The organism is Gardnerella sp. DNF01141, assembly GCF_049244255.1.
Taxonomy (GTDB): Bacteria; Actinomycetota; Actinomycetes; order Actinomycetales; family Bifidobacteriaceae; genus Bifidobacterium; species Bifidobacterium vaginale_E.
In genome coordinates this window covers 116,898-131,360 of record NZ_CP058391.1, presented here as the reverse complement: position 1 = coordinate 131,360, position 14,463 = coordinate 116,898, and the positions used below count along the sequence as shown (strand labels likewise).

Below are 14,463 nucleotides of genomic sequence, written 5' to 3'. Positions count from 1 at the left end.
TATTAATCTAATATTAAAAACAAATCATGCGCGCTCTACAGCACCAATAGCTTTCTTACCGCGGCGAAGCAAAGCAAAACGACCATGCAAGAAGGAAGCATCGTCAAGCACATCGTCAACGCTTTCAACGCGTTCATTATTTAGATACAAACCACCAGCTTCGATAGCGCGACGAGCTTCGGAAATCGTGCGGAACAAACCTGCAGAAACCGCAGCTTCTACAATACGATCCCCATTGTGAGACTTTGCAAAATCTAAGCTACCATCTTCTGACTTCACTTTAACGCCATCTAAAGCAGCCTCAAGAGTCTGCTCATCAATATTTTTAATATCTCCACGGCCAAACAGTGCGGAAGAAGCTTCAATAGCTTGGTTAGTTAAATCTTCACCATGAACAAAACTTGTAACTTCCCAAGCAAGCACGCGCTGAGCTTCACGGCTTCCTGGATCTTCTTGAATTTGCTGCGCTAAACGCTCAATCTCACTCTTTGGTAAGAATGTGAAAACTTTAAGTAACTTAACAACTTCATCATCAGGCTGATTAAACCAGAACTGGTAGAAGCGGTATGGGCTTAACATTGTTGGGTCAAGCCACATTGCGTTGCCTTCAGACTTACCAAACTTACGGCCCTGATTATCCGTAATAATCGGGCTAGTAAATACGTTTACTGAAGCTCCGCGAACCTTACGAATCAGATCCATGCCAGAAGTCAAATTACCCCACTGATCAGATCCACCAAGCTGCAAAGTGACATTGTAGTTATCAAAGAGATACAAGAAATCGTTTCCTTGCAAAACCTGGTAACTAAACTCTGCAAAAGAAATACCTTCATCTGAGTTCAAGCGACGAGCAACAATATCCTTAGCGATCATTGTGCCAACACGGAAGTTTTTGCCAACATCTCGCAAGAAATCAATAGCAGACATCTTAGAAACCCAGTCGTAATTGCTAACAAAACGAACAGGATTTTCTCCATCAAGAGGCAGAATACGTCCAATCTGATTATGCAAACGTTCAGCCCATGCAGCAACAATATCTTTAGAATTTAAAGTTCGCTCACCACTTTGACGAGGGTCACCAATCAAACCAGTTGCTCCACCAACAAGCGCAATAGGATGATGACCTGCTGCCTGCAAGTGGCGCATGTTAATAAGCTGAACAAGATTTCCAATATGCAAAGATGCAGCTGTAGGATCATAGCCGCAATAATACGTTAATGGTTCTCCGTCAAGTGCTTGAGCAAGCTGTTTCTCGTCTGTAGATTGAGAAATCAATCCACGCCACTTTAGCTCTTCAAACAAAGAAGCAAAACCTGCTTCCTTGTAATTCCTGACCTGAGCCATTCGTATCTCCTTATTGCAAAAATTCCGAAATATCGGGCGCTATGCGCGTCCGCAAGCCTTTTAATTTTTGCAGTACAGGCAGACACTATTACAAAGCTGTCAAAAGCATAATCACAATATTTCAATTTTGCACAATATTATTTTGAAGATGAACTATAAGCGGAACCGTCGCTTGTAGAAGAAACAAACTTACTATATTCATTTACTTTAGATTCAGCTTCATTTATTTGTTCAAGAACTCGCACTAGTGCAGTTCCGCCTCTAGTACAACGAGATGCAACAGATCCGTCACTTGAAAGCAGTTTTCTAAGATTAGGAATTTGGCTGCAATCAATAAATCCGTCTAAAATATTCGCAAAATCGTCGTCGCTTAAATCAGCAAGATCTCCGCCGATTTCTTCTGCTCGCTTTACACACAAACCAGACAAAGTATGAGCATTACGGAATGGAACACCTTGTTTTACAAGCCATTCTGCAATATCTGTTGCGAGCGCAAAACCTGTGGCTGATTGCTCACGAAGACGCTTAAAATCAAACTGCATAGTTTTTAGCATTCCTGCAAATGCTGGAAGCAGCACTTCTAACGTATCAATTTGATCAAAAACAGCTTCTTTATCTTCCTGAAGATCGCGAGCATAAGCAGTAGGAAGACCTTTAAGAGTTGCCATTAATCCTGTTAAGTCACCAATTAATCTGCCAGACTTTCCTCTTGCGAGCTCTGCAATATCTGGATTCTTTTTCTGAGGCATAATAGAAGAGCCGGTTGAATAAGCGTCATCTAAGCGAACAAAAGCAAATTCTTGCGTATTCCAAATAATAATTTCTTCGCTTAACCGAGAAATATCGACGCCAATCATTGCTGAAATAAATGCAAATTCAGCAACGATATCTCTGCTTGAGGTTGCGTCAATAGAGTTTGCGCAAACAGCGTCAAAACCAAGCTCTTTAGCAACGCCATCAGCATTGAGACCAAGAGTGTTTCCAGCTAAAGCTCCAGCACCATAAGGGCTTTCGTTTGCGCGTGAATCCCAATCAACAAGTCTCTGAATGTTGCGAAGTAGTGGCCAAACGTGAGCCATTAATTGGTGTGCAAGTAAAATAGGTTGAGCATGCTGCATATGAGTTCGCCCTGGCATTACAGCATCTTCTGCATTTTTTGACTGCGTAATTAAAGCTTTGCAAACTGTTAGCAGTAGGTTTGCAATAAATCGAGCATGTCGGCGTAAGAACATGCGTATAAGCGCTGCAATCTGATCATTTCTAGAACGACCTGCTCTAAGCTTTCCGCCTAACTCACTTCCAGCAATTTCAAGCAATCCTCGCTCTAACGCAGTTGCCTCATCTTCGTCTTCTTCAATAGGAGCAAAAGTTCCTGAATCAACTTGATTTTGCAATTCATTTAATGAGCAAATCAGTTCTGAATACTCTTCTTTGCTAAGAAGACCTGCACGATACAGTGCAAACGCGTGAGCTCTAGATCCAGCAATATCATCATCAGCTAATCGCCAATCAAACTGTGTTGATTTGCTTAATGCAGCAAGCTCTTTAGATGGGCCAGAGCTAAAACGTCCGCCCCACAATGCAATCGGATTGCTAGCGTTTTTTGTTGTATCGTGCGAAATCATTATTACCTCAAATCCAAATTAATTGTTTTTTGAAACGCGCATGTCACGAGCTGCAGCAACAGTATTTGACAATCCGTAAATTTCAATAAAACCGTTGGAAGCACGCTGATCGAAGGTATCGGAAGAATCGTACGTAGCTAAGTTAAAGTCGTACAGAGACTCTTCGGAGCGTCTACCGGTAACAACAGCCTTTCCGGCGTACATAGTCATTCGAATATCGCCAGAAACATGCTCTTGAGTTTCGTTAATAAACGCATTCAAAGAACGCACAACTGGAGAGAACCATTGACCGTCGTAAACAAATTCTGCCCACTTTTTATCAAGATCACGCTTTAGCCTGTGCTGCTCACGTTCCAAACAGCAGTTTTCCAGCTCTTGATGTGCAGCAATAAGAGCCTGAGCTCCTGGAACTTCATACAATTCGCGAGACTTGATGCCAACTAAACGATCTTCAATAATGTCAATTCGACCGATTCCTTGAGCACCTGCTCTTGCGTTCATTTCTTCAATAGCTTGCAAAGGCGTTACACTATGACCGTCAATAGCAACTGGAACACCTTTTTCAAAAGTGATAGTCACTTCATCAGGCTCTTGAGACTCCATAGGATTTTGAGTGTAAGAATAGCACTCTTCTGTTGGAGCATTCCAAGGATCTTCCAAGAAACCTGTTTCAATTGCGCGACCCCAAACGTTTTGATCAATTGAGTAAGGGCTTTTCTTACTTTGCTCAATTGGAAGCTGGTGACTGTTTGCAAAAGCGATTTCAACATCGCGAGTAAGCGACAAATCTCTAATAGGGCTGATTGCTTTTAACTGTGGGTCTAAGGATTTTATAGCAACTTCAAAACGAACTTGATCGTTTCCCTTTCCGGTGCAACCATGAGCAATAGTATCCGCATCAAATTCGTGCGCCGCATGCACTAAATGCTTTGTGATTAGTGGACGAGATAGTGCAGAAACAAGAGGATACACATCTTCGTACATTGCATTTGCTTTCAAAGCGAGCATGCAATAATCGTTGGCAAACTCATCTCGTGCATCAACAACATAAGATTCTACTGCACCGCAAGCTAATGCGCGCTTCTTTATTGCATCAAGAGCTTCACCGCCTTGACCAACATTAAGAGATACAGCAACAACATCTTGGCCGGTTTGTTCTTTCAAGTAAGGAATTGCTACAGAAGTATCCAAGCCGCCTGAGTATGCCAGAACAATGCGCTTATTATTATTCATGTGACCTCCATATGCAGCGCTTTGTATAACTAAACAATATAGAGCATATTATACACACAAGATAAACGCAATAGACATGTCGAAAATTATTGTATTTTTATTTTTCTGTCACATTAAGTGAAAAATATATAAAATTTAGAAATCATACTTATACATATAAAAACGTGTACAGCATAATTTGCACTGTACACGTTATAAATATAAATATTAACGAATAAATTTTCGCAAATAAATTTTAAGCTAACCTTTTTCTACAATTAGCAAGTTTCTATAATTAGCGAGATGCAACAGTAAGCATCCAGTTTGCTCTTTCTTCCGCTTCTTCATTGGAAACGCAAACCATAATAACAGTGTCATCTCCTGCAACAGAGCCCAAAATACCCTTCAAAGGCTGGCGATCTATAACGCTAGCAACATACTGTGCAGCTCCAGATGGAGTATGAATTACAACAATATTATTTGCGTGAGCAACTTCCGTAACAAGACCAGATAACGTTCGAGCAACCTGCTGATCTATACGAACAGTATCCATTGCATGACGATTTCCAGTGCCATCCCCCAAAACGTAGGCAATCCTACCGTCGGTTAAACGAATCTTAACAGCATTCATCTCATCTAAATCGCGGCTTAAAGTAGCTTGAGTAACATTAAAGCCGTGGAGAGCAAGAACCTTAGAAAGCTGAGACTGAGACGTAATAACCTCAGACAACAAAGCCTGCTCAATAGCATCTAATCTAGCAGCTTTTGTAGAGGGACGTTGTTGCTTAAAAACAACATCTCCGTCATCATCTATTTCAGCATCCTGCCTAGAATTAACCATAATTTTTTACAGAACCTTTCATAAAAAACATTTATACATAAATATATACGATTACATGTGTAAATATCTACGAAATATGAAATTTATTTCAAAAAATTTGTTATAACAACAGAATAATGCGACTGTGAAACCAATAAAACATGAAATCACAATCGCATTATGCTTATTTAATACAGTCTTATACGCGCAAAGTTGCGTGCAATGCTGCAGCAGACTTTGTAATCTCCTTACGAACTGCTTCCATTTCTTCACCAGAAAGAGTTCTATCTGCAGCTCTGAAAGTCACAGAATATGCAAGAGATCGCAAACCTTCACCTAACTGCTCGCCTTCATACACGTCAAAAAGCTCAACAGATTCAAACAAATCACCTGAAGCTTTTTCAATTGCATCTTGCAAAACCTGTGCCTTCAACGAAACAGGAGCAGTGAACGCAAAATCTTGCTTAACTGGCGGGAATGTAGAAATCGGCTTAGCCTGAACTGGCTTCATTAACATATTGTTAAACAAAGAAGTCAAATCAAGCTCAAACGCTGCAGAATGTTTTGGAAGATCCAAAGCGTCGCACACGTGAGGATGCAATTCGCCAACAACACCAATAGACACTTTAGAGCCATCTTCAGCAATTACACAAACGCTAGCACTGCGACCTGGATGCCAAGAAACAGGAGCATCCTCAGCATTAAATTGGTCTAACACAAATTGAACACCAATGCGCTTAGCTAAACGTTGAACTGCTTCAACAGCATCACTCCAGTCAACATCGCGATGAGTGCCAAGCCAGCCAGTTTCTTCAGCATGACCGGTAAACAGAGCCGCAACATGCAAAGGCTGATCCGGCAAACCTGCATCTAATGCAGCAAGTTCCGCATTAGACGGTCGCACAGAACCAGGAAGAGCAGGAATTGCAGGAGCGTTTGGATCACTAAAATAAACATGACCAAGCTCATACATTGAAATATTATCTAAGCCGCGACGAAGATTACGACGAACAGTTCCAGCTAAAGTCATAAGAACTGATCTGCGAAGCCAAGGACGATCTCCTGCCAAAGGATTAGCAATACGAACACTTACCTTGTCAACTTCATCAACATCTTTTCGGAAGGCCTTAATATCTTCTTCACCAACAAATGGGTAGCTTAAAGATTCAACTAAGCCCATTTCTGCAAGTTCATAAGCAATAGCGCGACGAGTTGCCTGCTTTTCTGTTAAACCAGTTCTTCCCACAATAGGAACAGCAGGTACTTTAACAGGAATCTCATCGTAACCAACAAGTCGAGCAATCTCTTCAACCAAATCGCAAGGCTCATTCAAATCTGGACGCCAAGTTGGGGGAAGAACTGAGAATGAACCATTTCCACCACCTGCAACAGAGCAACCAATATCGGTGAGAATGTCACTAATACGGTTCAAATCAAGATCAAGACCAGCAACACGCTTAACTTCATCAGCTTTGAAAACAATCACATTGCGAGACTGAGTATTATTAACATCATTTGGATAAGAAGATGGCTTAGCACCACCAAACTGCTCCAAAAGGTTTGCAGCCATTTGAGCTGCAGCAGGTTGCAACTCAGTGTCAACACCACGCTCAAAGCGACGCGAAGCCTCAGAAGGAATCTTATGACGACGAGCAGTTCGAGCAATAGATACAGGATCAAAGTGAGCTGCTTCAATCAAAACATTCTTAGTTTCACTGGTTACTTCGCCATACATGCCACCCATAACGCCAGCCAAACCAAGAATACGAGAGCCTTGATTTCCACGAGGAGAATCGCAAATAACCAAATCCTCAACGTGCAATTCGTGATCCTTACCATCTAAAGTCGTAAGATGTTCACCAGAACGCGCACGACGAACAACAATAGGACCCTCAATTTTATCCAAATCGTAAGCATGTAAAGGCTGACCTAAGTCAAGCATCACGTAATTAGTAACGTCAACAGCAAGAGAAATGCTACGCATGCCTGCACGAGTTAAACGACGCTGCATCCAGTGAGGGCTTTTAGCATCAGAGCTGAAATTATTAACAGCACGAGCATAGTAACGATCGCAACCAGCAACACCGTGAATTGGGTTCGTATCTTCAATGCTTACCTGAATATCTGCAGATTTATGATTCTGAGAGTCCATAAATTTTGCAGCTTGCTCATTAAGAGCTACTACAGGATCTGTGTAAGATGCGCCGGTTGAGTGATGGTACTCGCGAGCAACACCTCTATATGAAAAAGCGTAACCGCGATCTGGAGTAATATTAATCTCCAAAATTGGCTTATTAAGATGAAGAAATTCCATAGCATCATCGCCAGGTTTCAGAGCATCATATTCTGCTTTAGAGAATCCATATTCGCGAAGCAAAATAATGCCGTTATGACTATCTCCTAAACCAAGCTCACGCTCAGATGCGCACATTCCGTTAGAAATATGACCATAAGTCTTACGAGGCTCAATCTTAAAATCACCAGGAAGAACAGCACCAGGAAGAGTTACAACAACCTTTTCACCTGCAGCCATATTTGGAGCGCCACAAATAATGCCACGAGGAACTTTCTTACCGTTCTCATCAACATCGTTGTACTCTTCACCAACATCAACATGGCACCAATTAATAGTTTTACCATTTTTCTGCGGTTCGGCAGTGGCATCTACTACATAGCCGACAACAATTGGGCCGGTGACCTGCGAAGTATGAATTTCTTCCTCTTCCAAACCTACGCGCACTAAATCCTTAGCAAGCTGCTCGTAAGTTAAACCTTCTGGCACTTCAACATGATCTTTAAGCCAGTCAATATCTACCATTGGCATGAGTTTTACTCCCCCATTACAAACTGTTGTGCGAAGCGCTTATCGCCTTCAACCAAATCATGCATATCGTTAATATCGTGACGAAGCAGCAAAGTGCGTTCCAAACCAACACCAAAAGCGAAGCCAGTGTAAACTTGCGGATCTAAACCTGCAGACTTCAAAACATTTGGGTTGACCATACCGCAGCCACCCCATTCAATCCAACCTGGGCCACCCTTTTTATCTGGGAACCACAAATCAAGCTCAGCGCTAGGCTCAGTAAATGGGAAGTAGCTAGGACGCAAACGGCTTTTAGCATCTGGACCAAACATTGCAACAGCCAAACGGTCAAGAACGCCCTTTAAGTCAGCCATTGTCAAGTTCTTATCTACAGCTAAAGCTTCACACTGGTGGAATACTGGAGTGTGAGTTGCATCAAGCTCATCTGTTCGGAATACGCGACCAGGTGAAGCAATATAAAGAGGAACTCCACGCTCAATTAATGCGCGAACCTGATCAGAAGAAGTCTGCGTGCGCAAAACCATGTTTGAACCAACAAAGCCTGCAGCATCCTTGGCTTGATTTCCCTGAACGTAGAAAGTATCTTGCATTTGGCGAGCAGGATGATCTGGACCAAAATTCAACGCGTCGAAATCAAACCATTCAGTTTCAACTTCTGGACCTGCAGAAATTTGCCAACCCATAGAAATAAAGAAGTCTTCAAAATCTTCAATAATACGAGCTATCGGATGACGAGCACCAAGAGGTTTGCGATTCACCGGAAGAGTCATATCAACTGTTTCAGCAGAAAGCATACGTGCTTCTTCAGCAGATTTAACACGCTCCGAAGCCTGAGCAAATGCACGTCCAAAATCAGCTCGCAAAGTTGACATTACTTTGCCAACTTCCTTCTTTTGATCTGCAGGAAGTGAACCAATAGCCTTGCTCGCAAGAGTCATCACTGACTGAGCACCAGCATATTGAGTTTTCACCGCCTTTAACTCGTCCATGTTCTGAGCTGCAGCAGCACGAGCAATACCTTCTTTGACTGCTTGAGTTACAGCTTTAACGTCGAATGGCTTATTATCGGTCACAGCACCCTTCCTATCTGTATTACGCGTATCCACATGTTTCATTATGTTCTATACACTGTTAAAAATACTGCCCAAAGCTATATTTTTCGCTCATGACTAGACATAGCCAAGCCCATAAGCATTACTGCTGCGCTTGTTGCAAGGTTCATTGATTCCGCTTTACCGTAGATTGGGATAATTGAAATATTGTCAACTTGCTGCAATATTTCTTGAGGAAGACCACGCGCTTCGTTGCCAAATAAGATTGCTAAAGAAGAGCTGGTAAGCTCAGTATTTGCAAGAATCTTTGGGAAAGGCACAGGTTTCAGCTGATCAGTTCCGTAAATATCCGCTGCAATAACGCGAATATTTGATTTTTTAGCGTAATCAAACCAGTCTTGAACGCTTAATTGCACTACAGGAAGATGAAATAGCGAGCCAGCAGTCGAACGCACAAGCTTAGAATTCCAACGACTTACGCAATCGTCAACAAAAACAACAGCATCGCAGCCTGCAACATCTGCAACACGAATAATCGCACCCGCATTACCAGGATCTCTTACCTGCCAGCAAGCTGCAATCAAAAGAGGATTATTTGTATTGCCTACGCGCTCAGAGCCTTCTGCATTCACAAAGTTTTCTGAACTAACAGACTTTTGCAAATTCTTAAACTCACCTACGTAAATCTCATCTAAAAATTGCGCATCGCTAACAGCAACAATTCCTTGCGAATCAGAACTTATTTTTTGCATAATACTTGATTCAACAGGATGAACATATAAATCTTTAGATAACGCTTCTTTAATAATTTCTTGCAAAGAAGAAGATTGATTAGCATCTTCTTCATTGTTAACGCAAACCTCTTTAGTAACGTAAATATCACTTATTGAATCTGAAGCGTAACTAACAGCCTCACGAACACTTTGAGGACCTTCAACCAAAAAACGCTTAGAAGCATGCGAGTTGCCTTTGCTTAACGCTACAAGCCTACGCACACGCTCGCTGTGTGGATTATCAATTAATTCTTTTAAGGGCATATTTACACTTTACTTCAAAAATGAATGCAACACAGTTAAATAGTAGCTAAATGCTTCAAACTATTACTCGTGATGCTCAGAAGCGCTTGAAGTAGTATAGCCTTCAGGCTCCAACTGGAATGTAGTGTGCGAAACAGAAACAGGAAAATGCTCACGCAAGCAATCCTGAAGTTGGGAAAGCACCTGAGAGCATTGAGCCATAGTCATGTTAGGATCGACAACAACATGAGCCATAAAAATAGGCAATCCAGTAGAAACGGTACTAGCATGCAAATCGTGCACTGCAAGAACATGCGGCACATGCTCTAAATGCTCACGAACTTTATCTAGATCAAGACCTTCTGGAGTTTGTTCAAGAAGAACCTTAACAGCATTCTTAAGCAACTTCAGAGCGCGCGGAATCATAAGAATAGCAATAATCGCGCCGGCAAGAGCATCAAAACCAGCCCAACCAGTGCTCATCATAACAATTGCGGAAATTACAACCGCCACAGAACCCAAAGCGTCATTCATAACCTCAAGGAATGCGGCTCGCATATTCATGTTGTCTTGCGATTGAGACATAAGAATTACAAGCGAAGCAAGGTTTGCAGCAAGGCCGAGTATGCCGAAGAAAAGCAGTTGATTTACATCATGAATGCCTTGGTGACCGTTGCCAAAAAGACGCATTCCAGCTTCAACAAGAGCGTATACGCCAACAATTAGCAAAATAAGAGCACCGGCGGCAGCAGTAATAACCTCAAGACGAGCCCAACCCCACGTGCGCTTGCTGCTTGGACGGCGGCGCATAAGAATTGCAGTAACAGTTGAAGCTGCAAGAACGGAAATATCCGTAAGCATGTGACCTGCGTCAATAAGAAGCGAAAGAGAATTTGTGAGGAAAGAGCCGATTACTTCGGCAAAAAATACGATTGAAGTAAGAGAAAGAGTAAGAAGTAAGCGATGCTGGTGAGTGTGACTTGCGTGGATTGCGGCTGCTTGGGAAGCTGCGTTGGCGTTGAAACTGGTTGTGATGTTGACGTCGCTTGCGTTGGTGCTGGTTTTGGTGCTGGAGATGGCAGTGGTACGTGCGTTTGTAGTCGTACTTGCGTTTGTAGTGGTACTTGCGTTTGTAGTGGTACTTGCGCTTGTAGTAGTACTTGCGCTGGCACTGGCACTTCTTGAGTGTAAATCAATGCCGCTAGTTGAAGTTACACCATTATGATTATGCACTTGCTAAGCCTCCTGTCAAATACAGGAACGATATTATTTCTCAATATCATTCGCATTTTCTCTTATACGCAATGAACCCCAGCCGAAGCCGGGGTTCAAAATTGCTAAACTAACGTATCTACAACTATGTAATCACATGCTGTCAACATAAGCGTGTAAGCGAAAATAAGTGCACACTACCCAAATTTTATTTAATGCAACTTGTCAAAATTTTATACAGAATAAAACACGCAAATAAAAAAAAAACAGCAACGAAACATACGTAATAACAATCAAATAGAATATAGTATAACCTAGCTTGCAAAACTACAGATAGGAAACTTATGAGCAAGAAGATTACGCGCGTTACGAAGCATAAAACTACAACTCGCTCTATTGTAAATACTATTTTGGGCATACTTATTACTCTCACAATGTCAGCATCACTATTTGCTGCTCCCGAGACTGCGTATGCTAGCGAAAATAAAGCAAACTCTTACATTGCAGCAACTCAAAAATCTGACAATAGTACCAAAACGATTGCCTCAGGTTCCTGGTTTGACGGAGTTAAAAATTTTTGGAAATCGATTTTTAAAGGTAAAAATAAAGACGGAAAAAAGGATGAAAAAAGTGACAAAAAGGAAAATAAGAAGGACAAAAATTCAAAGAAACACATCGAAGTAGTAGACGAAGACGGATTAACGGCAGAAGAACGAAATAAAGAAAAATCTGATAACAAAAAGTCTAAGAAAAATCAGACTCGCAAAAAGAAGAAAAATCGGAAAAATCGGAAACGCAAAAACACCAAAAATGGTATAAAACGCAAAAAGAAAACTACAACGCGTAAGCGCAAACGCGTTAATCGTAAAAGAAAAAATAAAGTAAAGAAAGTAGTGCGTTCTAATACTAATCGCAATACCACCAATAATGGAAATAATGGCGATAAAAATAAAACCACAGGCAATGATTCTAAACAAAATCAAACCCCTGCTCCAACACCAACACCACCAGCACCACAGAACGAACCACAGCAACATGTTCAGACTCCTGCTCCAGCCCCTGCTCCAGCACCAGCTCCTACTCCATCACCAACACCTCAGCAACAGACGGCACAAAATTCAGGCGCAATAGTTGTTCATCCAGGTTCTTTCTGCAACTCAGGACCAGAAGTAGAAGCTGTATCAACAAAAGGTGTGCCTATGGTTTGCAGCGACAATGGCGAAGGACGCACTCGCTGGCGCAGACGATAACGCTCAGCACATCACTGTAAATCGTTTGACAACAGCGTTTGGATTGTGACTATGCCGCATAATATTCATCAGATTAGCTTTAAGCACTTTTGGCCTATAACGCCACATTTTGGGAAATAACCCGAAATAACCCATTATTTCTCAACGTTAATAAAAAAGCGCTGCACAGCTAAAAACTGTTCAGCGCTTCGTTCGTGCCTCCGGTGGGACTCGGACCCACAAGCCCGTAAGGGCGTCAGATTTTAAGTCTGATGCGTATGCCAATTCCGCCACAGAGGCAGCAATCAATTATTATGCCATACATCACTGCAAAGAACAAGCCAGCGCGTGGCGAAAACACAAACACGCACTTACTAAACGCTCTTCAAACATGCAACTCCACCAAACACTTGTCAAAAACACAACTCAGCGTTCTAAGCCAAGCAGTCTGCGCCCCAAATCAAGCGTAATGCCATCAAGCAAACCATGTTCACTTGCCACAAAAGTATCCAAAACACCACCATGATCCTCATACGCAGCTTTTGCCAAACGTTCAAGCACTCGGCTCCACACCACTGCTCCGCCGCCAACAACATCAACACGCCCAGGGTGAATCGTCGCATACGAACGCCTACGCTCACGAGTCATGCGCAAAAATCGGTTATTAACCGCGTACGCCTGATCAAGCCCAATTTTAACTCCGTCAACAGCTGAATGATCATAATGCTTCAAGCCCATTGTCAATGCAGCCATTGTAGTAACAGTTCCAGAAACGCCAATAATAGTGCGCACGCGACCAGCAGGCACAACTTTGAAAGCTTCGTCAATATGCTTGTCAACATCATCAATTGCAGCTTGGATTTCGTCTTCAGTAGGCGGATCAGTATGCAAATGACGCTCAGTCATTCGCACAGAACCAACATTCATCGAATATGCAGCAGCAACCTTGTGAACAGGCAAACTATCTCCATCCCCTCCAAGCACGAGCTCAGTAGAACCCCCACCTAGGTCAACTACAAGATACGGTGGCTGCAAATCATCGCGCGAAACAACGCTTGTAGCTCCAAGAAAACTAAGCGCCGCCTCTTCTGTACCACTAATAACTTCCGGTCGAACACCTAGCTCGTCAACCATCATCTGCTCAAAAATTTCACGATTTTCAGCATCACGCGTTGCAGAAGTTGCTACGAAGCGAATCGCATCAACCGGATGCTCTTTCAAAACTCGCGCAAATTCGTGCGCAGCATCCCGAACTCGCGCTAAAGCATCGTCCGCAAAGCGGTGCGTTTCATCAATTCCCTGCCCAAGTCTAACAACACGAAGCATTCTAGGAACAATATCTTTCATTCCATGCTCGGAAACTTGCGCAATTTTAAGACGAATAGAATTAGTACCACAATCAATTGCAGCAACAGTCACAGATTTTTCTTCACTATTACTACCAACATTTTTTCTATTATTTTTTTCATCCGAAACAACTTCCGTTTCTTCAGCATCAGAATCATCGCTCCATGGAGTTGTGCAACGGCACACGTTTGGATCAAACTCATCCTTAATTCTCTCCAACACCATGTCACCAATAGGATTCACACCCTTGCCCATTACCAAGGTTTGCGCAAGCAAAGCATGCAAGCATTTCACGCGCACAGGCATACCACCTGCACTCATATCACTAATATGCTCTTCACTATCTCCCAACGAAACAGCCAATGCATGACGGAATGCCAAATAATACTTATGTGCCTGCTCATACTGCTTCTTAACAACTTCGTCCGTCTGCAACAATTCGTTAAATTCTCGCATAAGACCGTTTGCTTCTACATGAGACACTGCTTTTACAGCTTCGGGACTGGTTAAATAGCAAGTAGTTGGAAATGGTGTGCCATCTTGCAAACACGGCCTTGTTATAACCGCAAGAGGCCGGCCACAAACGCAGCGCGCACCAATAGCAACCATTCCCCTCGGAAACCTTCCAAGCTGCTTCTGAACAATCGCACGTTCAGCATCGCTTGCTGGCGTTTTAAGTAAACGCTTTACAGCATCTTCTGGAGAGTAATGATTATTGTCATTTTTTTGCATAATATTTGAACTTTCTGGCATATTTATTTTTCCCAGCACAGCTTTACTGT

Annotated in this window: 10 protein-coding genes and 1 tRNA gene; 1 reads left to right on the top strand and 10 read right to left on the bottom strand. The window is 42.4% G+C overall.

Features of this window, described 5'->3' with window-relative positions; genetic code table 11:
- Positions 1–24: 24 nt before the first annotated feature.
- From tyrS to HXT35_RS00405, 8 genes are all read right to left on the bottom strand, one after another.
- Positions 25–1,344 carry a tyrosine--tRNA ligase gene (tyrS, locus tag HXT35_RS00440; protein ID WP_116793981.1) on the bottom strand — a complete coding sequence of 440 codons (1,320 nt, stop codon included), beginning with the start codon at positions 1,342–1,344 and terminating at the stop codon, positions 25–27.
- Positions 1,345–1,481: 137 nt separating this feature from the next.
- Positions 1,482–2,969: an argininosuccinate lyase gene (gene argH, locus HXT35_RS00435; protein ID WP_421788068.1), complete on the bottom strand. Its 1,488-nt coding sequence runs from the start codon at positions 2,967–2,969 to the stop codon at positions 1,482–1,484.
- An 18-nt stretch (positions 2,970–2,987) separates the two neighbouring features.
- Positions 2,988–4,202: an argininosuccinate synthase gene (locus HXT35_RS00430; RefSeq protein WP_421788066.1), complete on the bottom strand. Its 1,215-nt coding sequence runs from the start codon at positions 4,200–4,202 to the stop codon at positions 2,988–2,990.
- 274 nt (positions 4,203–4,476) lie between these two features.
- Positions 4,477–5,022 (bottom strand): arginine repressor, encoded by a 546-nt coding sequence (locus HXT35_RS00425; RefSeq protein WP_421788064.1) that lies wholly within the window; start codon positions 5,020–5,022, stop codon positions 4,477–4,479.
- A gap of 178 nt (positions 5,023–5,200) precedes the next feature.
- Positions 5,201–7,825 (bottom strand): phenylalanine--tRNA ligase subunit beta, encoded by a 2,625-nt coding sequence (gene pheT, locus HXT35_RS00420; RefSeq protein ID WP_421788062.1) that lies wholly within the window; start codon positions 7,823–7,825, stop codon positions 5,201–5,203.
- A 5-nt stretch (positions 7,826–7,830) separates the two neighbouring features.
- Entirely contained in the window at positions 7,831–8,940 is a 1,110-nt protein-coding gene (pheS, locus tag HXT35_RS00415) for a phenylalanine--tRNA ligase subunit alpha (RefSeq protein ID WP_050543263.1), read from the bottom strand.
- A gap of 35 nt (positions 8,941–8,975) precedes the next feature.
- On the bottom strand, positions 8,976–9,914 hold the full coding sequence (locus tag HXT35_RS00410) for a TrmH family RNA methyltransferase (RefSeq protein WP_004128114.1): 939 nt from the start codon (positions 9,912–9,914) through the stop codon (positions 8,976–8,978).
- A gap of 63 nt (positions 9,915–9,977) precedes the next feature.
- Entirely contained in the window at positions 9,978–10,970 is a 993-nt protein-coding gene (locus HXT35_RS00405) for a cation diffusion facilitator family transporter (RefSeq protein ID WP_032843505.1), read from the bottom strand.
- Between the two features lie 479 nt (positions 10,971–11,449).
- Between HXT35_RS00405 and HXT35_RS00400 the strand changes: the two genes are divergently transcribed.
- On the top strand, positions 11,450–12,355 hold the full coding sequence (locus HXT35_RS00400) for a hypothetical protein (protein WP_004128110.1): 906 nt from the start codon (positions 11,450–11,452) through the stop codon (positions 12,353–12,355).
- Positions 12,356–12,550: 195 nt separating this feature from the next.
- Here the strand turns inward: HXT35_RS00400 and HXT35_RS00395 are convergent.
- Positions 12,551–12,634 (bottom strand) — tRNA-Leu (locus HXT35_RS00395).
- 126 nt (positions 12,635–12,760) lie between these two features.
- Positions 12,761–14,413, bottom strand: a complete 1,653-nt coding sequence (locus tag HXT35_RS00390; protein WP_050543268.1) for a DUF501 domain-containing protein — start codon at positions 14,411–14,413, stop codon at positions 12,761–12,763.
- Positions 14,414–14,463: the final 50 nt, after the last annotated feature.

What these genes read in the sequence shown, in the direction of transcription:
- tyrS (WP_116793981.1), bottom strand. Translation starts at nt 1,344, where the DNA reads ATGGCTCAGGTCAGGAATTACAAGGAAGCAGGTTTTGCTTCTTTGTTT.
- argH (WP_421788068.1), bottom strand. Translation starts at nt 2,969, where the DNA reads ATGATTTCGCACGATACAACAAAAAACGCTAGCAATCCGATTGCATTG.
- HXT35_RS00430 (WP_421788066.1), bottom strand. Translation starts at nt 4,202, where the DNA reads ATGAATAATAATAAGCGCATTGTTCTGGCATACTCAGGCGGCTTGGAT.
- HXT35_RS00425 (WP_421788064.1), bottom strand. Translation starts at nt 5,022, where the DNA reads ATGGTTAATTCTAGGCAGGATGCTGAAATAGATGATGACGGAGATGTT.
- pheT (WP_421788062.1), bottom strand. Translation starts at nt 7,825, where the DNA reads ATGCCAATGGTAGATATTGACTGGCTTAAAGATCATGTTGAAGTGCCA.
- pheS (WP_050543263.1), bottom strand. Translation starts at nt 8,940, where the DNA reads ATGAAACATGTGGATACGCGTAATACAGATAGGAAGGGTGCTGTGACC.
- HXT35_RS00410 (WP_004128114.1), bottom strand. Translation starts at nt 9,914, where the DNA reads ATGCCCTTAAAAGAATTAATTGATAATCCACACAGCGAGCGTGTGCGT.
- HXT35_RS00400 (WP_004128110.1), top strand. Translation starts at nt 11,450, where the DNA reads ATGAGCAAGAAGATTACGCGCGTTACGAAGCATAAAACTACAACTCGC.
- HXT35_RS00390 (WP_050543268.1), bottom strand. Translation starts at nt 14,413, where the DNA reads ATGCAAAAAAATGACAATAATCATTACTCTCCAGAAGATGCTGTAAAG.